Here is a 20,392-nt window from a genome sequence, read left to right as displayed (position 1 = left end):
GGCGTTTCAGGAGGTTGTCGCGATGATGCTTCATATTCCCAGGGGGGAGCCCTGAACGGGTCACCGACTGCCGGTGCCTGCGGCAGCAAGCGCAGTGAATCGATGGCAAGGCCACTGCGGGCTTCCGGTCGGCACGGGTCAAGGGCCGCCTGCAATCTGTGGTTCGACCTGAATTCGAATATTCAGCCACTCAGGAGTGAGCTGGGTGCCGGGCAAGCCTCCCCGTGAGCCTCGTCACTCCCGCGAAAGCAGGAGTCCAGTAGGCGGAGGCGGATGCAGCGTTCGGTCTGAATGGTTAGCAGTGCTCAACTGCGACATGGCTTTTCTGAGGCGTCCGCTCAAGCGTCAATGGCCGCGTAGAGTTGTTGATCGCTCTCGTCGCCAAGCTCTGCGGCGCGGCGGAAATAGTCCGTGGCTATCTGCCGGATACTGGGTCGGGTCGACTCCAGCAATGCCGCCCGTGCCGCCCGCAAGAAGCTTAGGTTACCGCCGGCGAGCGCCTGCCGGAGCCAGGCCTCCGCTTCGGTAAACAGGCCTTGGGCTGCCAATACGGCAGCCAGGCTGTATTGCCCGCGAAAGTCGCCGCCGATTGCCGAGCGTCGATACCAGCCCAAGGCGGCGTGCGGGTCGGCTTCCACGCCGATGCCTTCCTCGTAAAAGCGGCCAACCAGGTTCATCGACTTGGCGTGCCCTTGCTCGGCGGCCTGTCGGTACAGGTTCAGGGCTTGGGGCTGATCCTGCGCAACGCCGCGCCCGGTGGCGAGCAGGTTGGCGTAGTTGTACAGACCCCAGTCGAGGTTTGCCGCGCAGGCCTGCCGGTAATGCGCGGCGGCGTCGTTGAGCGAGGGGTCGCAGCCCCAGCCGTGCTCAAGGCAGCGGCCCAGCATGTTGTGCGCCATGGGGTGGTGGTGCGCGGCGGCGATGCGAAACCAGGTCACGGCCAGTGTTTGGTCGCGCTGGATGCCGCGGCCATTGAGGAGTATCTGCCCGAGCATGACCTGTGCGTCCACCAGGCCTTGTTTGGCCGCGCTGAGGATGGCCCTGGCCGCCTGGCTTGGGGCGCCGGCGAGCTGTGTCGCCAACTCGTCGCCTGTCAGTTCCTCGGTGCTGCGCAGATAGTTCATGGTTTCAGACATCCGCCCAGCGGCGTAACAGGTTGTGGTAGCTGCCGGTCAGTTGGATCAGGGCCGGGTGCTCTGGAACATCCACTGTCAGGCGCTGGATGGCTTGATCCATCTCGAACAGCAATGCGCGTTGGCTGTCTTCGCGGACCAGGCTCTGGGTCCAGAAAAACGAAGCGAAGCGCGCACCCCGGGTGACGGCTTCGACTTTGTGCAGGCTGGTGGCGGGGTACAGCAGCAGGTCACCGGCCGGCAGCTTCACGCGCTGGCTGCCGTAGGTGTCCTGGATTACCAGTTCGCCACCGTCGTACTCATCCGGGTCGCTGAAAAACAGGGTCGAGGACAGGTCGGTACGCACGCGTTCCGGGCTGTTTTTCACCTGGCGGATGGCATTGTCGATGTGAAAATCGAAAGACCCGCCCCCCGTGTAGCAGTTGAACAGCGGCGGAAAGATTTTATGCGGCAGGGCGGCGGACATGAACAGTGGGTTCTGCCAGAGACGCTGGAGCATGCTTTGGCTGATTTCGCGCCCGAGCGGGTGGTCTTCAGCAAGCTGCAGGTTGTGCTTGGCCTTGGCCGACTGGTAACCGGCCGTCGCCTTGCCATCTGCCCATTGAGCCTGTCCGAGTGCCTGGCGTATTTGAGTGACTTCTTCGCGATCGAAGAGGCCGGGAATGTGCAAAAGCATAGTGAAACCACGCGCCTGAAATTCAGGTGCTGATGGTATGCATTCTCATTGATGTTGTAAAACTTACAGTCGCAATCAGCGTGATGCCCGTGTCAGCGGGCTCCCGGAGAAATGTAAGGGGTTTGTAAAAGTTCTCATATGAGAATTGAATGCAATTGCTAATGATTAGCTTCTCAACTAAATTCGCGGCCTTCGCAAACCCCATGGGAGGGAAGCCGCATGTCCAGCACGTCCACCGTCTTTTCGCCACGCCTGCTCGCTACAGCCGTCGGTATGGCGATTTCCACTTTGTCTGTCGCACAGACGGCGCAGGCGGCCGAAACCACGGAGCCGAAAAAGCAGGCCTTGTCGCTCGATGCCACCAGTGTGGTGGGCGAGCAGGATGCCGAGACCCGCTATCAGGTCGAGAAAGCGCAGTCGCAGAAGTACACGGCGCCGCTGGCCGATACTCCGCGCTCGGTCACAGTGGTACCGCAACAAGTGCTGAAGGACACTGGCGCGCTCTCCCTGCAGGATGCACTGCGCACCGTGCCGGGCATCACCATGGGCGCTGGCGAAGGTGGCAACCCGCAGGGGGATCGCCCATTCATCCGTGGTTTCGATTCGCAAAGCGATACCTACCTGGATGGCGTGCGCGACACCGGGGCGCAGACCCGCGAGATCTTTGCCGTGGAATCCATAGAAGTCAGCAAGGGGCCGAATTCGGCCTTCGGTGGTCGTGGTTCGGCGGGCGGCAGTATCAACCTGGTCAGCAAGGCGCCCGGCCTGGAAGATTTCACCAATGGCGGCTTTACCTGGGGCTCCGACCAGACCCAGCGCTATACGGCCGATATCAACCGCAAGTTTCTCGATACCGCGGCGTTTCGTCTGAACCTGATGAGCCACGAGTCGAATGTGGCGGGTCGCGACGAGGTCAACTATGACCGCTGGGGGATCGCGCCTTCGGTGACGTTCGGTCTGGGTACCGAGACCCGCCTCAACCTCAACTACTACCACATGGAAAGCAACGACCTGCCGGACTCGGGCATTCCCTATGGTTTCTCCACCAGTGCGGTGGGCACGAATGGCCGGCCCGCTCACGTTGCAAGCAGCCCGGACACGCCGACTGACGGCGGCGACAGCAGCAATTTCTATGGCCTGAGCGATCGCGACTTCCGCAAGACCCGCACCGATATCGCGACCATCGCCATCGAACACGACCTGAGCGACGCGCTGACGATCAAGAACACCCTGCGTCATGGCAACAGCATGCAGGACTACATCCTCACCCAGCCCGACGACAGTATTGGTAACGTCAAACAGACCGGTACGGTCTGGCGGCGCGCCAACACCCGTGTGGGCAACACCGAGACGACCACCAACCAGACCGATCTGTTCGGCGAAGTCATCATCGGCGGGTTTAAAAACACCTTCTCCGCCGGCATCGAACTGGATCGCGAAGCCAGCGACAGGTCGGCCTACACCGTCAACACCGACACCACGCCGCTGACGGGTGCAGCTACCTCTATCTGCAATACGGCGACGGTCGGTGCGGCCAGTGGTTACAACTGCACCTCGCTGTCCAATCCGAACCCGAATGACCCGTGGGCCGGAAGCATTGCGCGCAACTACGCTGGCACCGAGACCACCAGCGATACGCGGGCGATTTACGCCTTCAATACCCTCGAGTTGGACCCGCAATGGCTGCTGAACATGGGCCTGCGCTACGACCACTTCGAGACCGAGGCCAAGACCAAGTCGGCGGCGCGGGTCACCACGTTCAAGAGCCAGGACACCAGTGAGTTCGTCACCGGTCAGTTGGGCCTGGTCTGGAAGCCGGCCGAGAACGGTAGCATCTATGCCTCCTATGCCACCTCGGCGACTCCGCCAGGCGCGATGCTGGGTGAAGGTATTGAAGGCAATCCGCTGCTGACTTCGGCCACGATCAGAAGCGATCTGCAGCCGGAAGAAACCACCAACTACGAACTCGGCACCAAGTGGGATCTGTTCAACAGTCGCCTGTCGCTGACTGCGGCTATTTTCCGTACCGAGAAGGACAATGCTCGCGTTCTGGTCAATACCGACACCTATGAAAACATCGGCAAGGTCCGTACCGACGGTATCGAGTTGAGTGCCAGCGGCAAAATCACCGAGAAATGGCAGGTCTTCGCCGGTTACAGCTACCTGGACGCCAAGCAGGTTGATGGCGGTCAGCAGAACATCGGCACGACGGCTGCGCCAATCTACGTCGACAGCCTGAGCAACGGCAACGAACTGCCGAATACCCCGAAAAACAGCTTGAGCCTGTGGACCACCTACGAAGTCATGCCGGCACTGACCATCGGTGGTGGCGCGTTCTATGTGGATGATGTGTGGGGCAACGTCGCCAATACCTTAATGGTTGACTCTTACTGGCGCTACGACGCCATGGCCAGCTACAAGCTGACCAAGAACGTCGACCTGCAACTCAACGTGCAGAACCTGACCGATGAGGTCTACTACGACAAGGCCTATTCCTCGCACTTCGCCAACCAGGCGGCCGGTCGCACAGCCCTGTTCAGCACCAACGTGCACTTCTAAGGCGCCGCAGGTGCCCATGCCCCGCTCGACATCCAGTCGAGCGGGTTTTTTGTTTTTCCGCCCACGGGCTGAGTAAACGAAACGTAAAGGTTTCTTTCTTGCTAGTTGTTCTCAAATAGAATCCGCACTCACTGGCGCGGGAGTCAGTGTCAGGGTGTTCGCATAGAAATAGGCCGGTTCAGGTGAGGTTGTCGTGTTGAAAAAAGTTCTGTTCCAGCTGCACTGGTTCTTCGGCATTTCGGCCGGGCTGGTGCTGGCGTTGATGGGTGTGACAGGGGCGCTGTACTCCTTCGAGGGCGAGATCATGCGCGCGCTCAACCCCGACACCTTACGCGTCGAGGTACGCGAAGCTGGCGTACTGCCGCCTGCCGAGTTGGTGACGAAAATCGAGGCCGCCGCGGGCAAAACGGTCTCCGGCCTGTGGGTGGATACCCGCGACGACAGCGCCGCACGGGTGTTTTTCAGCCCGCCACCGGGTGAGCGCCGTGGACCGATGCGCTTCTTCGACCCCTACACCGGCGACTTGCTGGGTGAGCCCGCCGGTCAGCCGTTCTTCAGGCTGATGCTGCAGCTGCACCGCTTTCTCGCCATGGGCGAGTTCGGCAAGCAGATCACCGCCGCCTGTACCCTGATCCTGGTCTTCTTCTGTTTGTCCGGCGTGTATCTGCGCTGGCCGCGCCAGGCGCTGAACTGGCGCACCTGGCTGACCCTCGACTGGGCGAAGAAGGGCCGTGCCTTCAACTGGGACCTGCACGCGGTCTTCGGTACCTGGTGCCTGCTGTTCTATCTCCTGGCCGCATTGACCGGACTGTACTGGTCCTACGAGTGGTACCGCGAGGGGGTGACGCGCCTGCTCTCCGACGCCCCGGCCGGCCAGCGCGGCGGCAAACCGGGCGAGCGGCGTGGCGGCCCTGGCGGTCGTGGCGAGGCGCCGCAAGGTCCGCCGCCAACGGTCGACTACAACGCCGTCTGGCAGAGCATCCAGAGCGCTGCCGGCCCGCAGCTGACGACCTGGAACCTGCGCCTGCCGCCGGTGGCCGGCCAGCCGGCGACCGTTTTCTACCTGCTGGAGGACGCCGCCCATCCGCGCGCGCTCAACCAGATCACCCTCGACCCGGTGACCGGCAAGGTCAGCAAGGTCGAGCGCTACAACGACAAGAGTTTCAAGGCGCAACTGCTGACCAGCGTCTATGCCTTGCACGTCGGCGAGTACTTCGGCCTGCCGGGGCGCATCCTGATGATGCTCGCCAGCCTGACGATGCCGCTGTTCTTCGTCACCGGCTGGCTGCTGTATCTCGATCGCCGGCGCAAGAAACGCGCAGTACGCACCGCCCGTGGCGATGTCGACGCAAGTGCCGGGGGCGATGCCTGGCTGATCGGCTTCGCCAGCCAGAGCGGCTTCGCCGAGCAGTTGGCCTGGCAGACGGCCGGGCAACTGCAGGCCGCCGGTCATCCGGTGCGGGTGCAGTCGTTGGCCACGCTGGATGAGCAGAGCCTGCGCCAGGCACAGAATGCCTTGTTCGTGGTCAGTACCTTTGGCGACGGTGAGGCGCCGGACAGCGCCCGTGGTTTCGAGCGCAAGCTGCTCGGCCAGGCCGTGACGCTGGACAACCTGAAGTACGCCGTACTGGCCCTCGGCGACCGGCAGTACGCGCAGTTCTGCGGCTTCGCCCAGCGCTTGTATACCTGGCTCGACCGGCAGGGCGCGCAGAGCCTGTTCGCCCCGGTGGAGGTGGATAACGGCGACGTGGGCGCATTGCAGCACTGGCAACAGCAGCTCGGGCAATTGACCGGCAGCCAGGCGCCTGCGGTCTGGCAGGCGGCGGAGTTCGCCAACTGGACCTTGAGCGGGCGAGAGTTGCTGAATGCGGGCAGCGCCGGTGCGCCGACCTTCCTGGTGCGGCTGGTGGCGTCGAGCGGTACGGCGGCCGATTGGTTGGCCGGCGACCTGGTGGACGTGTTGCCGCGCAACAGCGCCGCAGCGGTCGAGGCATTTTTCGCCGGCTTAGGCGTGGCGGCACAGACCCCGGTGCAATTGGCCGGCTTCACCGAAACCCTGGCCCAGGCACTGGCGAGCCGGCAACTGCCGAACAGCCGCGAGCATTTGGTCGGCCTGCATGCGCAAGCCCTGGTCGATGCGTTGATTCCGCTGGCCGCGCGCGAATACTCGATCGCCTCCTTGCCCAGCGATGGCGCGCTGGAGCTGATCGTGCGCCAGGAGCAGCACGCGGACGGCAGCCTGGGCCTGGGATCCGGCTGGTTGACCGAGCACGCGTCGGTCGGTACGACGGTCAGCCTGCGCCTGCGTCGCAACAGCGGCTTCCATCTGCCGGCAGAGCCGCGGCCGTTGATCCTGCTCGGTAACGGCACCGGCTTGGCGGGCCTGCGTAGCCTGCTCAAGGCGCGGATTGCCGAGGGCAGCACACGCAACTGGCTGCTGTTCGGCGAGCGCAATGCCGCCCACGACTTCTTCTGTGCCACGGAGCTGCAAGGCTGGTTGGCGGATGGCGATTTGACCCGTCTGGACCTGGCCTTCTCCCGCGATCAGGCGCAGAAGATCTATGTGCAGGACCGCCTGCGCGAAGCGGCGGCTGAGCTGCATGCGTGGCTGGCCGAGGGCGCGGCGATCTATGTCTGCGGCAGCCTGCTGGGGATGGCCGAGGGCGTTGACCGGGTGTTGCACGAGCTGCTCGGCGTCGAGGCCGTGCAGCAGCTGACGGAAGAAGGCCGCTACCGTCGCGATGTGTATTGAGCCGAGTAGGGCGGATTAGCGCAGCGTAATCCGCCACCGCTGCCACCGCTGCCGTCGTAGATGGCACCTTGCAATGCCTCTGGTGGATTACGCCGCGGGGCGGCTAATCCACCCTACACATGGGCGAAAGCTTCGGCGGCTACTGGTGCCGCCTCTGCTGCGGCTCTAAGCTTGCCGGTATGAACAGAATTCTTCTCAATTGCGATATGGGCGAAAGCTTCGGCGCCTGGCACATGGGTGACGACGAGCACGCCATGCCCCTGGTCGATCAGGCCAACCTCGCCTGTGGCTTCCATGCCGCCGACCCACTGACCATGCAGCGCACCGTGGCCCTGGCGGTGCGCCACGGGGTGACGATCGGCGCGCATCCGTCCTACCCGGACCTGCAGGGTTTCGGTCGACGCCATCTGGCTTGCTCGGCGGAGGAGGTGCAGGCCCTGGTGCTGTACCAGCTCGGCGCGCTGGAGGCCTTCTGCCGCGCCGCCGGTAGCCAGTTGGCCTACGTCAAACCCCATGGCGCGCTGTACAACGACCTGGTGCGCGACGATGGTTTGCTGACGGCAGTGCTGCATGCCTGCGCCGCCTTTCGCCCGGGCTTGCCGTTGATGGTGCTGGCCTTGGCCGACAACCGTCGCGAGCAGCGTCTGGCTGCCGCCGTCGGTGTGCCGCTGCGGTTCGAGGCTTTTGCCGACCGCGCGTACCTGGCCGATGGCCAATTGGCGCCACGGCGCCTGGCTGGTGCGGTGCATCACGATGCCGAGCGGATATTGCAGCAGGCTCTGGCGATTGCGCGGGGTGAGCCGTTCGCCGATATCGACGGCAAGCCAATGCGGCTGGTCGCCGACAGCCTCTGCGTGCATGGTGACAATGCCGAATCGCTGGCCGTGCTGCGGCGTTTGCGCGCGATGCTGGATGCGGCATGAGCCGGCGATGATACGCATCGAGCCGGCCGGTGCGCAGGCGCTGTTGCTGGTACTGGCCGAAACCCCGGATGCCGCTCTGCCGCTGCGCATCGCGCAGTTGAGCGAGCGTATCCGTCAATCTCTAGGTCAGCTGCTGGTCGACCTGGTGCCCGGCTGGACCAGCCTGCTGCTGCATTACGACCTGCTGCGCACCGACCACCTGCAATTGGCGGCGCAACTGGCGCCCTTGCTGCAAGCCTGGCAGGCCGAGCCGCCCCCCAGCGATGAAGGGCGTTTGCTGCTGATCCCGATCTGGTACGCCGGCGACGATCTCGCCACGGTGGCCGCCGCCTGCGGTTTGGGCGTGGCCGAAGTGATCGCCTTGCACAGCGCGGGCGAATACCGGGTCGGCGCCATCGGTTTTGCGCCGGGCTTCGCTTACCTCGGCGAGCTGGATGCGCGTCTCGTGCTGCCGCGGCGCGCCACGCCGCGCACGCGGGTGCCGGCCGGCAGCCTGGCGATTGCCGAACGCCAGACCGCGATCTACCCGCAAGCCTCGCCGGGCGGCTGGCACCTCATAGGCCGCTGCCCGTGGCGCTTGTTCGATGCCCAAGCCACGCCCGCGTGCCCGCTGGCGCTGGGCGACCGGGTGCGCTTTGTGCCGATCGATCAACCGACCTACCTCGCCGAGAGCGGTGAACGGTGAGTGGGTTCGCGGTGATCAGGCCCGGCCCGCTCAGCCTGTTGCAGGACGGCGGGCGCTTCGGTTGGCAACACCTCGGCGTTTCCCCGGCCGGGGCGCTGGATCAGCAGGCGGCGGGCTGGGCCAATCGGTTGCTGGGCAATGCCTGGGGCACGCCGTTGTTGGAAATCGCCCTCGGCGGGCTGGAGCTGCAAAGCCAGGTGAATACCTGGGTTGCCGTCTGCGGCGCAGAGCTGCCGATAGCGGTCGATGGGCAGGCGCGGCCGGGCTGGTCGCGATTTGCGCTGCGGGCCGGCCAGCGCGTGCGCCTGGGCTTTGCCCGCAGCGGCCAGCGCGCGTACCTGGCGGTGGCCGGTGGTTTCAGCGCGCCACCGGTGCTGGGTAGCGTCGCCTGCCAGGTGCGCGAAGGCTTGGGCGGTGTGCACGGCGATGGCCGCGCACTGCAGGTCGGCGATTGCCTGAACTGCGCACCGGCGCAATTGCCCGGCGCAGCCAGCGTACCCTGGGCCTACATTTCGGATTATCGACAGGTGCCTGCGCTGCGGGTGATCGTCGGCGGCGATGCGGCCAGTTTCGGCGCTGCGCAGTTGCAGGCTTTCTTTGCCCAGGACTGGCAGCTCAGCGCGCAATCCGACCGCATGGGCGCGCGCTTGCAGGGGCAGGCGCTACAGGTGCCGGTGCGGCAATGGTCGTTGGGGGTGGCGACGGGCGCCATTCAGGTGCCGCCGGATGGCCAGCCGATCGTGCTGTTGGCCGATCGGCAGACCATGGGTGGTTACCCTCTGCTTGGCTGGCTGCACCCGCTGGATCTGGGCCGGCTGGCGCAATGCCCGGCACAGCAGCGCCTGCGCTTTTGCGCGGTCGGCCTGAGCGAGGCGCAGGCCGAATTGTGTGCGTTCTACCGCTTCTTCGGGCGCTAGAAGAGCGTGACGGATGGAGGCGTAGGGTGGATGACGCTCTGTTCATCCACCTTCTCTCGTGCAGCCTCGATGGTGGATGGAAAAGCGCCATCCACCCTACGTTTCTGCACCCTCCATCCCCTCGCCCCTTGGGGGAGAGGGCGGAGCAGTCCGGGCGCTAGCGTCCGGCTACGGAAAGACTACCGTGTTGATCCGCTCGGCATGGTGGCAAGCCACCTGCCGCGCATCCAGCAAGCGCAACTGCGGTTCCTCGACGCTGCACAACTCGGTGGCATAGGGGCAGCGTTTGTGGAAGGCGCAGCCCGAAGGCGGGTTGAGCGGGTTGGGCAGTTCGCCGACGATCTTGATCTTCGGTTTCAGCGGATCCGGGTGGATGGTCGGCGTGGCCGAGAGCAGCGCCTGGGTATAGGGGTGCAGCGGGCGGCTGTAGATCAGCTCTTTCGGGCCCATCTCCACCGGGCGGCCGAGGTACATCACCAGCACCTGATCGGCGACATGCCGCACCACCGCGAGGTTGTGCGAGATGAACACGTAGGCGGTGTTGAATTCGGCCTGCAGGTCCATGAACAGGTTGAGCACCTGGGCCTGGATCGACACGTCGAGCGCTGAGGTCGGTTCGTCCGCCACCAGCACCTTCGGGTTGAGCATCATCGCCCGTGCCAGGGCGATGCGCTGGCGCTGCCCGCCGGAGAACATGTGTGGGTAGCGCTGGTAGTGCTCGGGGCGCAGGCCGACCTGCTGCATCATCGCCTGGACCTTCTCGCGCCGCTCGCTGCGCGACAGCGTGGTGTTGATCAGCAGCGGCTCGGCCAATTGATCACCGATCTTCTGCCGTGGGTTGAGCGAGGCATAGGGGCTTTGAAAAACCATCTGCACATCGCGGCGCAGTTGCTTGCGTTCGGCCTTGCTGGCGCCGGTGACTTCCTGGCCACCGATCTGCAGCGAGCCGGACGAGGGCTCCTCGATCATGGTCAAGGCGCGGGCCAGGGTGGATTTACCGCAGCCGGACTCGCCGACCACGGCCAGGGTTTTGCCCGCTTCCAGCTCGAAAGACACGCCGTTCAAGGCGCGCACGGTGGCGTGGCCCTTGAACAGGCCGCGGGACACTTGGTAATGGCGGGTGAGATCGCGGGCGGTCAGTACGGCACTCATCGCGCCACCTCCTGATTCAGTGGGAAGAAGCAGCGCACCGCCCCCAGCGCGCTCGGGTCGAGGCTCGGGCGTTGGGCGCGGCATTGCTCTTGAGCGTACGGGCAGCGCGGTGAAAGCAGGCAGCCGTGCGGGCGGTCGTAGCGGCCAGGGACGATACCCGGCAGCGTCGACAGGCGCGCGGCCCCCTGGCAATGCTCGGGGATCGCCGCCAGCAGGGCTTCGGTGTAGGGGTGCGCCGGGGCATCGAACAGCTCTGGCACCTTGCCGACTTCCACCGCCTGGCCGGCATACATCACGCAAACGCGGTCGGCGGTTTCCGCCACCACGGCGAGGTCGTGGGTGATCAACACCAGAGCCATGTTGCGGTCGCGTTGCAGGTCCAGCAGCAGGTCCATGATCTGCGCCTGGATGGTGACGTCCAGCGCGGTGGTCGGTTCGTCGGCGATCAGCAGTTTCGGTTCGCCGGCGATTGCCATGGCGATCGCCACGCGCTGGCTCATACCGCCGGAGAGCTGATGCGGATACGCGTTCAAGCGGCTGGCGGCGCCGGGGATCTCGACCCGTTCGAGCAGCTCCAGCGCCCGTTGGCGCGCGGCTTTGCCGGACAGGCCGAGGTGCTGGCGGAGCACTTCCTCGATCTGGAAGCCCACGGTGTAGCTGGGATTGAGGGCGGTCATCGGGTCCTGGAACACCATCGCCAGGTCCTTGCCGATGATCCGTCGGCGTTGCCGGCCCTTGAGCGTGAGCATGTCGCTGCCATCGAAGCTGAGGGCGTCGGCCTTGATGATGCCGGGGGCATCGATCAGCCCCATCAACGCCATCATGGTCACCGACTTGCCCGAGCCGGACTCGCCGACTATGGCCAGTACTTCGCCCTTCTCGACGGACAGGTCGAGGCCGTCGACCACCGGTACGGCATTCGCGTCGCCGAAGCGCACGCTGAGATTCTTGATGTTCAGAAGCGGCATGACGGGCTCCTCAGACTGCATTCTTGAGTTTCGGGTCGAGCGCATCGCGCAGCCCATCGCCCATCAGGTTGATCGCCAGTACGCTGAGCAGGATGGTCAGGCCCGGCAGGCTGACCACCCACCAGGCGCGCTCGATGTAGTCGCGCGCCGAGGCCAGCATGGTGCCCCACTCCGGGGTTGGCGGTTGTACGCCGAGGCCGAGAAAGCCCAGTGCGGCGGCATCCAGAATCGCCGAAGAAAAACTCAGGGTGGCCTGCACGATCAGCGGCGCCATGCAATTGGGCAGCACGGTGATGAACATCAGGCGTGTCAGGCTGGCACCGGCCAGCCGCGCGGCGGTGACGTAATCGCGGTTCAGTTCGCCCATCACCGCGGCGCGGGTCAGGCGTACGTAGGAGGGCAGCGACACCACGGCAATCGCGATTACGGTGTTGATCAACCCTGGGCCGAGGATGGCGACAATCGCCACCGCCAGCAGCAGCGAGGGCAGGGCCAGCATCACGTCCATCACCCGCATGATCGCGGGGCCGAGGAAGCGCGGGAAGAAGCCGCCGAGCAGGCCGAGGAACACCCCCGGAATCAGCGACATCAGCACCGAGCTCAAGCCGATCAGCAACGACAGGCGCGAACCATGGATCAAGCGCGACAGCAGGTCACGGCCCAGCTCGTCGGTACCCAGCAGGAACTGCGCGTTGCCCCCTTCCAGCCAGACCGGCGGGGTCAACATGAACTCGCGAAACTGCTCGCTCGGATCGTGCGGCGCCACCCAGGGGGCGAACAACGCGCAGAACACGATCAGGATCATGAACAGCAGGCCGGCGACCGCGCCCTTGTTGCGGGCGAAGGCTTGCCAGAATTCTTTCAGCGGCGAGGGATAGAGGGCGCTAGGGTCGGCCAAAGCGTTCGTATTGTTCATGCTCAAACCTCCTTAGCGTTGATGACGGATGCGTGGATTGACCAGACCGTAGAGGATGTCCACGACGAAATTGACCAGGATCACCAGGCAGGCGATCAGCAGGATGCCGTTCTGCACCACCGGGTAATCGCGGGCGCTGATCGACTCGATCAGCCATTTGCCGATGCCTGGCCAGGAGAAGATGGTTTCGGTCAGTACCGCGCCGGCCAGCAGTGTGCCGACCTGCAGGCCGAACACCGTCAACACCGGAATCAGCGCATTGCGCAGGCCATGCACGAAGACCACCCGGGCCGGCGACAGGCCCTTGGCGCGCGCGGTGCGCACGTAGTCTTCGCGCAGCACTTCGAGCATCGCCGAGCGGGTCATTCGGGCGATCACCGCCAGCGGGATGGTGCCGAGCACAATGGCCGGCAGGACCAGGTGGCGCAGGGCGTCGATAAAGGCCCCTTCGTCTTCGCCGAGCAGGGTGTCGATAAGCATGAAACCGGTGACCGGTTCGATGTCGTACAGCAGGTCGATGCGCCCGGAGACCGGGGTCCAGCCGAGGCCGACGGAGAAGAACATGATCAGCAGCAGGCCCCACCAGAAAATCGGCATGGAGTAGCCGGCCAGGGAGATGCCCATCACCCCGTGGTCGAACCATGAGCCGCGCTTCAAGGCGGCGATCACCCCGGCGAGCAGGCCGAGCGTGCCGGCGAACAGCAGGGCGGCGAGGGACAGTTCCAGGGTTGCCGGAAACAGGGTGAGGAACTCGTGCCAGACGCTCTCGCGGGTGCGCAGCGACTCGCCCAGATTGCCTTGGGCGAGGTCGCCGATGTAGTTCAGGTACTGTTCGTACAGGGGCTTGTTCAGACCCAGGCGCTCCAGGGCCTGGGCGTGCATTTGCGGGTCGACGCGGCGTTCACCCATCATCACTTCCACCGGGTCGCCAGGGATCAGGCGAATCAGTGAAAACGTCAGCAAGGTGATGCCGAAGAAGGTGGGGATCAATAACCCCAGGCGGCGGGCAATAAAGGACAGCATGGTGTTTCAGCACTCCACATCAGGTTCATCTGCTCGACTGGCTGCATGGGCCGGTCAGTTTTTTGTGTTTGTGTAGGGCGGATTAGCGAAGCGTAATCCGCCGTTCGTTTAGGTGCGACGATTCCCTGGACTATGCGGTGGATTACACCGCTTCGCGGCTAATCCACCCTACGGTTCTGGCTGCATTGGCCGGTTCGTTATGCTGGTGTCGGAACGGATTTATTTAAGTTCTACCTTGGCAAAGTTATTCGAGCCCATCGGGCTGAGGACGAAACCGTACACGTCGCGGCGCAGTACGCTGAATTGCTTGGGGTGGGCCAAGGGAATCCACGGTGTTTGCTGATGGAAAATCGCCAGGGCCTGTCGATAGAGCGCGGCACGCTGGTCCTGCACGCGGGCCTGCCGGGCTTGGCGGATCAGGGCGTCGAAGTGCGGATCGCACCAGCCGGCCTGGTTTTCCCCGGAGGCCGCGGCGGCGCAGGACAGGTTCGGCGTGACGAAGTTGTCCGGGTCGCCGTTGTCGCCGGCCCAGCCCATGAACACCAGGTCATGTTCGCCGTTCTTCGCGCGCTTGATCAGCTCGCCCCATTCATAGACGCGGATATCCGACTGGATGCCGATCTTGGCCAGGTCGGCCTGCAGCATTTGCGCACCGATGCCGGGGTTGGGGTTGGTCGGCCCACCACCGGGACGGGTCCAGATCGACAGGCGCAAGCCGTCCTGCACCCCGGCCTCCTTGAGCAGCTGACGGGCGCGTTCCAGGTCATGGGGCCAGTCTTTGAGGTTGGCATCGTGGCCCCAGAGCGTCGGCGGGTAGGGCGCCACCGCCGGGCTGGCGCCACCTTCGCCGAATTGCGCACGCAGGTAGATGTTCTTGTCGAAGGCCAGGTTGATCGCCTGGCGCACGCGCACATCGTCCAGGGGCGGGTGCCGGGTGTTCAGGGCGACATAGGCGATCAACAGCGAGTCCAGCTCCAGCACCTTGAGTTCGGGGTCGCTGCGCAGGGCCGGGATATCGGTCGGCCTGGGGTAGAGCGCGACCTGGCAATCGTTGGCCTGCAGTTTTTGCTGGCGCACGTTGGGGTCGGCGGTAATGGCGAAGATCAGTCGCGCCAGTTTGGGCGCGCCGTCCCAGTAATCCGGGTTGGCGCGAAAGCGCACTTGCGCGTCTTTGCTGTAGCGCTCGAAAACGAAGGGGCCGGTGCCGATCGGCTGTTTGTTCAGCCGGTCCGGCTGCCCTTCGGCGAGTAACTGCGCGGCATATTCGGCGGAATAGATGGAGGTGAAGCCCATGGCCAGGTTGGCGAGGAAGGGCGCTTGCGGGTATTTCAGGGTAAAGCGCACGCTGCGCTCGTCGAGCTTTTCGATACGCTCGATCAGCGCCGCCATGCCCATCGATTCGGCGTAAGGAAAGCCCCGGCCGGACAGGGCGTGCCAGGGGTGCTGCGGGTCGAGCTGGCGCTGGAAGCTCCAGAGCACATCGTCGGCATTCAGGTTGCGGCTGGGGTTGAAGGTTTTGCTGGAGTGGAACTTCACCCCTTGGCGCAGGTGAAAGGTGTAGCGCAGACCATCCGCGGAAATCTCCCAGCGTTCGGCCAGGCCGGGGCGCAGCTCGGTGCTGCCGGGGACGAAGCTCACCAGACGGTCGAAAATGGTTTCCGCCGAAGCGTCGGCGGTGGTTGCAGCGGTGTATTGCACGATGTCGAAGCCTTCGGGGCTGGCCTCGGTGCAGACCACCAGGGTATCCATTGCCTGCTTGTCGGGCGCTGCCAGTGCACTGCCGCTCAGAATGGCAGCCAGCAGCAGGCCGTTGAAAAATTGGCCAGCCGAAAAAGCATTGGGACGGCTCATGCGGGTGTTCCCCAGAGGTGCGGCGGTACATACGGGCGGCGACCGAGTAGGTCGCCGTTCGTATGGTTGCGTGGGCCAGTGGGTAACCGGCCCGCGTAACTATTTCTTTTTTGGGGTCACTTGCCGACGCTGACACCGTAGAAGGAGTTCAGGGCGAACGGACTGATCTTGAAGTCCTGCACGCTTTTACGCATCGGTTGGTACACGGTGGAGTGGGCGATCGGGGTGATCGGCACTTCTTTCTTGAGGATCTGCTGCGCCTGCTTGTACAGCTCGGTGCGCTTGGCCTGGTCGGTGGTGCGTTTGGCTTCCTTGATCAACTTGTCATAGGGCGCGTCGCACCACTTGGAGAAGTTGTTGCCGTCGACCGCATCGCAACCGTAGAGGGTGCCCAGCCAGTTGTCCGGGTCACCGTTGTCGCCGCTCCAGCCGATCAGCATGGCATCGTGTTCACCGGCTTTGGCGCGCTTGAGGTATTCGCCCCACTCGTAGGTGACGATCTTCGCCTTGATGCCGACCTTGGCCCAATCGGATTGCAGCATTTCGGCCATCAGCTTGGCGTTGGGGTTGTACGGGCGTTGCACCGGCATGGCCCAGAGGGTGATTTCGGTGCCTTCCTTGACGCCGGCGGCCTTCAGCAGCTCCTTGGCTTTTTCCGGGTTGAAGCCGGCATCCTTGATGGTGTCATCGTAGGACCATTGGGTCGGCGGCATGCCGTTGACCGCCAGTTGGCCGGCGCTCTGGTACACGGCGTCGATGATCGCCTGCTTGTTCACCGCCATATCCAGCGCCTGACGCACTTGCAACTGGTCGAGTGGTTTGTGGGTGACGTTGTAGGCGATATAGCCATCGTTGAAGCCGGCCTGCTCGGGCATCTGCAGGTTCGGGTCTTTCTTCAGCGATTCGAGGTCGGCCGGGCGTGGGAACAGGGTGATCTGGCACTCGTTGGCCTTGAGCTTCTGCATGCGCACCGAAGCATCGGTGGTGATGGAGAAGATCAGGTTGTCGATCTTCACGTCACCCGGAACCCAGTAGTCCTTGTTGCCGGTGAAGCGGATCTGCGCGTCTTTCTGATAGCGCTTGAACACGAACGGGCCGGTGCCGATCGGCTTCTGGTTGATGTCGGCGGCTTTGCCTGCTTTCAACAGGTTGTCCGCGTATTCGGCCGACTGGATCGAGGCGAAGCTCATTGCCAGGTTCTGGATAAAGGCGGCGTCGACGCTGGCCAGGGTGAACTTGACGGTCTTGGCGTCGACCTTCTCGACCTTGCTGATGTTGGCGTCCATACCCATGTCGGTGAAGTACGGGAACTCGGTCGGGTAGGCTTTGCGGAACGGATGCTCTTTGTTGAGCATGCGCTCGAAGGTGAACAGTACGTCGTCGGCGTTGAATTCACGGCTCGGCTTGAAGTACTCGGTGGTATGGAACTTCACGCCGTCGCGCAGGTGAAAGGTGTAGGTCAGGCCATCTTCGGAAACATCCCAGGTGGTCGCCAGGCCGGGGATTACTGCGGTGCCGCCGCGCTCGAACTGGGTCAGGCGGTTGAATACCGTTTCCGCCGAGGCGTCGAAATCGGTGCCGGTGGTGTATTGGCCCGGGTCGAAGCCCGCGGGGCTGCCTTCGGAGCAGTAGACCAGGTTGGTGGCGGCATGGGCGAAGGGTGCGCTGGCGAGCAGCCCAGCTGCAAGCATGAACGGAATGGCGACATTTTTACGCATGATGGCCTCAGATTGTTGTCATTGTTCGAGGTGCGACCTTGTGAGCCGACCCGCGTGAAACTATGCAGGGCGTGTGCCCAGTGCAAGCCGTGCGTTCCAATCAGTGTAGAAGCTGTAATGAGTTCGTCTGTGGATGTCGCCTTTCTGTAACTTCCGCCGCTTTACCCGGCGCGGCGACGCAGTGGGAAAAGCGCCGCCGCACTGGATCAGGGCATCTGCACTTCAATAACGCCATCGGCGTTGACCGTGACCTCGCTGGTGCCGGCTTCGATTTCCGGTGCCTGGGCGGTTTTGGACATGGACATGCTGCTGGCCATGGTATCCATGCGCATTGGCCGGATCGGCTGGAAACCCGCGCTGTTGAGGCTCAGATTGACCAATTTGTAGCCTTTGCCGCCCAACGCCTCGGTGGCCAGTTGCGCGCGGGCCTTGAAGGCGGCGACCGCGTCCTTGAGCAACTCGTCTTCGCTCTTTTTACGTGAGGGAGTGGAGATGGCGAAGTCCATGCTGCCCATCTTCAGGTCCTTCAACAGTTCGGCGGTCAGTTTGGACAGCGCGGCAAAGTCGGCGCTTTCCAGGCGCAGCTCGGCACGTTCGCGCCAGCCGGTGATCTGCTGGCCTTTGTCGTCGTAGATCGGGTAGCTGTTGCGGCTGCCGAGTTTGACCGTGACGTTCTTGACCTTGCGGGCCTGCTCCACGGCGATGTTCAAGGCTTGGGTGGTGTCGGCCGCGAGCTTGGCCGGATCGCTGTTCTGCGCCTCGCTGTAGAGGGTGACGTTCATCAGGTCGTGGGCCACGTCCTGGCTGACTTCGGCGCGCAGGGCGATCTGGTTGTAGCGCGCCTCTTCGGCCTGGGTCGGCAAGCTGGCGAGTGCGGCGGATGTCAGGGCGAGGGTGGCGGCAAGACGGGTGAGGGAATGCATTGCAACTCCTTGTGAGGGTTATGGGCGCTGAACGGCGATATGGATGGACACCGCGACAGCGCATCCTTGAATAGGGCACTTGCATCAGACTCTAGCCGTTGTGGCGGGGTTCCGTAACTGTCGAGTGCGGCGTGTTGACGCAGTTGGGCAGCCAGGCCCGTCCCATGGTTATACTCGCCCCGGTCATCCGGAGCGCTCATCAGGAGAGCTCATGCTCGCCCCCGTTCAATTGTTGTCGGCCAGCCACCAGAACCTCTGGCGCCTGACGCTGATCCGCATCCTGGTACTGGCCGCGCAGGCCGGTTCGGTAGGCTTCGCCTATCTGTCGGACTTCCTGCCGCTGCCCTGGCTGGCGCTGAGCATCACCCTCGGTTTTTCCGCCGTGCTCTGTGCGCTGACGGCCTTGCGCCTGCGCGGGCCGTGGCCGGTCACCGAGCTGGAGTACGCCGGGCAGCTGGCCTGTGACCTGATCATCCACAGCGTGCTGCTGTACTTTTCCGGCGGCTCGACCAACCCCTTCGTCTCCTACTACCTGGTGCCGCTGACCATCGCCGCGGCCACGTTGCCGTGGCTCTATTCGGTAATCCTCTCCGGCCTGGCGCTGGCCAGCTACACCCTGCTGCTGGCCTGGTACCACCCGCTGGACATGCAACTGGTGGAGCGCGAGAAGCTGCTGATCTATGGCATGTGGCTGAGCTTTGCGCTGGCGGCGGCGCTGATCACCTTTTTTGCGGCGAAGATGGCCGAAGAGTTGCGCAGCCAGGAACAGTCGCGCGCGCAACGTCGCGAGGAAGGCATGCGAGACCAGCAATTGCTCGCCGTGGCGACCCAGGCTGCGGGCGCGGCCCATGAACTGGGTACGCCGCTGGCGACCATGAGCGTGCTGATCAAGGAGCTGCGGCGCGAGCACCCGGACCCGTTGCTGCAGGAAGACCTGGCGGTGCTGCAGGAACAGGTCAAGTTGTGCAAGGAAACCCTGCAACAGTTGGTGCGCGCCGCCGAAGCCGACCGCCGCCTGACGGTCGAGGAACAATCGGTGGGTGTCTGGCTGGAGACCGCGCTGAATCGTTGGCACCTGATGCGCCCGGAAGCCAGTTATCGCTACCAAGTACTGGGCAGCGTCGGCAGTGTGCCGCGCTTGTCGCCGCCGCCGGACCTGACCCAGGCGCTGCTCAATCTACTCAACAATGCGGCGGACGCCTGCCCCGAGAAGCTCGACATCCGCCTGGATTGGAATGCCACCGAGCTGTGCATCAGCATTCGCGACCATGGCGCCGGTGTGCCGCTGGCGATTGCCGAACAGCTCGGTAAACCGTTTTTCACCACCAAGGGCAAAGGCTTTGGCCTCGGCCTGTTTCTCAGCCAGGCCAGCGTGACGCGGGCAGGCGGTTCGGTGAAACTCTATAACCATGGGGACGGCGGCACGCTCACTGAGCTGCGCCTGCCGCGTCTGCCCACATAAGGTTCGAAATGGAGCATGTCATGAGCGAAGAAACTCCGATCGAAGGCGATGAGCAGCCGCACCTGCTGCTGGTCGACGATGACCCGACCTTCACCCGGGTGATGGCCCGCGCCATGAGCCGTCGCGGCCTGCGCGTGTCGATCGCCGGCTCCGCCGAAGAGGGCTTCGCCCTGGCCGAGCAGGATCTGCCGGACTACGCGGTGCTGGACTTGAAGATGGAAGGTGACTCCGGTTTGGTGCTGTTGCCGAAGTTGCTGGCGCTGGACCCGGAAATGCGTGTGGTGATCCTCACCGGCTATTCGAGCATCGCCACCGCGGTGGAGGCGATCAAGCGTGGCGCCTGCAACTACCTGTGCAAGCCAGCGGATGCCGACGATGTGCTGACCGCCCTGGTTTCCGAGCATGCCGACCTCGACACCCTGGTGCCGGAAAACCCGATGTCGGTTGACCGCCTGCAGTGGGAACATATTCAGCGCGTGCTTGCCGAACATGATGGCAACATCTCCGCCACCGCTCGCGCCCTGGGCATGCATCGGCGTACATTGCAGCGCAAGTTGCAGAAGCGCCCGGTTCGGCGCTGAGAACCTGTGCAATATCTGCTGGCGCTTGGCCATGCGGCGTTGAAAACAGGCTCGGAATGCTCATTTACCACTCGTAAACTGCGCTTTCTCGCCTGTTTTCGCCTTGCCTGACCTGCGCTTGCGACGATCTTGAACAGGTTCTGAGCGTGTCAG

16 protein-coding genes are annotated in these 20,392 nt (G+C 63.9%); 7 read left to right on the top strand and 9 right to left on the bottom strand.

Translation table 11 applies throughout. From position 1 onward, the window contains the following. Positions 1-338 precede the first annotated feature (338 nt). Both AC3IYG_RS18390 and AC3IYG_RS18385 read right to left on the bottom strand, forming a co-directional pair. Positions 339-1,124 (bottom strand): tetratricopeptide repeat protein, encoded by a 786-nt coding sequence (locus tag AC3IYG_RS18390; protein WP_489310860.1) that lies wholly within the window; start codon positions 1,122-1,124, stop codon positions 339-341. Positions 1,125-1,128: 4 nt separating this feature from the next. Further along, positions 1,129-1,809: a Fe2+-dependent dioxygenase gene (locus AC3IYG_RS18385; protein WP_489310858.1), complete on the bottom strand. Its 681-nt coding sequence runs from the start codon at positions 1,807-1,809 to the stop codon at positions 1,129-1,131. A 219-nt stretch (positions 1,810-2,028) separates the two neighbouring features. Between AC3IYG_RS18385 and AC3IYG_RS18380 the strand changes: the two genes are divergently transcribed. The 5 genes from AC3IYG_RS18380 to AC3IYG_RS18360 all read left to right on the top strand — a co-directional run bounded on the left by AC3IYG_RS18380 (position 2,029) and on the right by AC3IYG_RS18360 (position 9,645). Then, positions 2,029-4,368: a TonB-dependent receptor gene (locus AC3IYG_RS18380; protein ID WP_489310856.1), complete on the top strand. Its 2,340-nt coding sequence runs from the start codon at positions 2,029-2,031 to the stop codon at positions 4,366-4,368. 193 nt (positions 4,369-4,561) lie between these two features. Beyond that, positions 4,562-7,120: a PepSY domain-containing protein gene (locus AC3IYG_RS18375; protein ID WP_489310855.1), complete on the top strand. Its 2,559-nt coding sequence runs from the start codon at positions 4,562-4,564 to the stop codon at positions 7,118-7,120. Positions 7,121-7,299: 179 nt separating this feature from the next. Then, the gene (locus AC3IYG_RS18370; RefSeq protein ID WP_489310853.1) at positions 7,300-8,043 is read left to right on the top strand and encodes a 5-oxoprolinase subunit PxpA; all 744 of its coding nucleotides are present in this window, start codon (positions 7,300-7,302) and stop codon (positions 8,041-8,043) included. Positions 8,044-8,050: 7 nt separating this feature from the next. After that, entirely contained in the window at positions 8,051-8,728 is a 678-nt protein-coding gene (gene pxpB / locus AC3IYG_RS18365) for a 5-oxoprolinase subunit PxpB (RefSeq protein WP_489310851.1), read from the top strand. After that, positions 8,725-9,645 carry a 5-oxoprolinase subunit C family protein gene (locus AC3IYG_RS18360; RefSeq protein ID WP_489310849.1) on the top strand — a complete coding sequence of 307 codons (921 nt, stop codon included), beginning with the start codon at positions 8,725-8,727 and terminating at the stop codon, positions 9,643-9,645. The genes pxpB and AC3IYG_RS18360 overlap by 4 nt, the downstream gene beginning before the upstream one ends. A gap of 168 nt (positions 9,646-9,813) precedes the next feature. On the opposite strand, the gene AC3IYG_RS18355 is transcribed toward AC3IYG_RS18360, so the two are convergent. The 7 genes from AC3IYG_RS18355 to AC3IYG_RS18325 all read right to left on the bottom strand — a co-directional run bounded on the left by AC3IYG_RS18355 (position 9,814) and on the right by AC3IYG_RS18325 (position 18,196). After that, positions 9,814-10,797 carry a peptide ABC transporter ATP-binding protein gene (locus AC3IYG_RS18355; protein ID WP_489310847.1) on the bottom strand — a complete coding sequence of 328 codons (984 nt, stop codon included), beginning with the start codon at positions 10,795-10,797 and terminating at the stop codon, positions 9,814-9,816. Continuing rightward, positions 10,794-11,765, bottom strand: coding sequence for an ABC transporter ATP-binding protein (locus AC3IYG_RS18350; protein ID WP_489310845.1), 972 nt, complete (start codon positions 11,763-11,765; stop codon positions 10,794-10,796). The genes AC3IYG_RS18355 and AC3IYG_RS18350 overlap by 4 nt, the downstream gene beginning before the upstream one ends. 10 nt (positions 11,766-11,775) lie before the next feature. Continuing rightward, positions 11,776-12,681 (bottom strand): ABC transporter permease subunit, encoded by a 906-nt coding sequence (locus AC3IYG_RS18345; protein ID WP_489310843.1) that lies wholly within the window; start codon positions 12,679-12,681, stop codon positions 11,776-11,778. Between the two features lie 12 nt (positions 12,682-12,693). Then, complete coding sequence (locus AC3IYG_RS18340; protein ID WP_489310841.1) at positions 12,694-13,704, bottom strand: ABC transporter permease subunit; 1,011 nt, start codon at positions 13,702-13,704, stop codon at positions 12,694-12,696. A 219-nt stretch (positions 13,705-13,923) separates the two neighbouring features. Next, positions 13,924-15,555: an ABC transporter substrate-binding protein gene (locus AC3IYG_RS18335; protein ID WP_489310839.1), complete on the bottom strand. Its 1,632-nt coding sequence runs from the start codon at positions 15,553-15,555 to the stop codon at positions 13,924-13,926. Between the two features lie 116 nt (positions 15,556-15,671). Next, positions 15,672-17,273, bottom strand: a complete 1,602-nt coding sequence (locus AC3IYG_RS18330) for an ABC transporter substrate-binding protein (protein WP_489310837.1) — start codon at positions 17,271-17,273, stop codon at positions 15,672-15,674. Between the two features lie 206 nt (positions 17,274-17,479). Next, positions 17,480-18,196 (bottom strand): SIMPL domain-containing protein, encoded by a 717-nt coding sequence (locus AC3IYG_RS18325; RefSeq protein WP_489310835.1) that lies wholly within the window; start codon positions 18,194-18,196, stop codon positions 17,480-17,482. A gap of 211 nt (positions 18,197-18,407) precedes the next feature. Here AC3IYG_RS18325 and AC3IYG_RS18320 point away from each other — a divergent pair, with 211 nt between their 5' ends. Together AC3IYG_RS18320 and AC3IYG_RS18315 are read left to right on the top strand one after the other, a co-directional pair. Continuing rightward, positions 18,408-19,658 (top strand): ATP-binding protein, encoded by a 1,251-nt coding sequence (locus tag AC3IYG_RS18320; RefSeq protein WP_489310833.1) that lies wholly within the window; start codon positions 18,408-18,410, stop codon positions 19,656-19,658. 20 nt (positions 19,659-19,678) lie between these two features. Then, complete coding sequence (locus AC3IYG_RS18315; RefSeq protein ID WP_489310831.1) at positions 19,679-20,239, top strand: response regulator transcription factor; 561 nt, start codon at positions 19,679-19,681, stop codon at positions 20,237-20,239. Positions 20,240-20,392: the final 153 nt, after the last annotated feature.

It is taken from the genome of Pseudomonas sp. KH_027 (assembly GCF_057838565.1).
The sequence above is the reverse complement of the archived record's forward strand: the minus strand, read 5'-3'. Positions and strand labels throughout refer to the sequence as shown.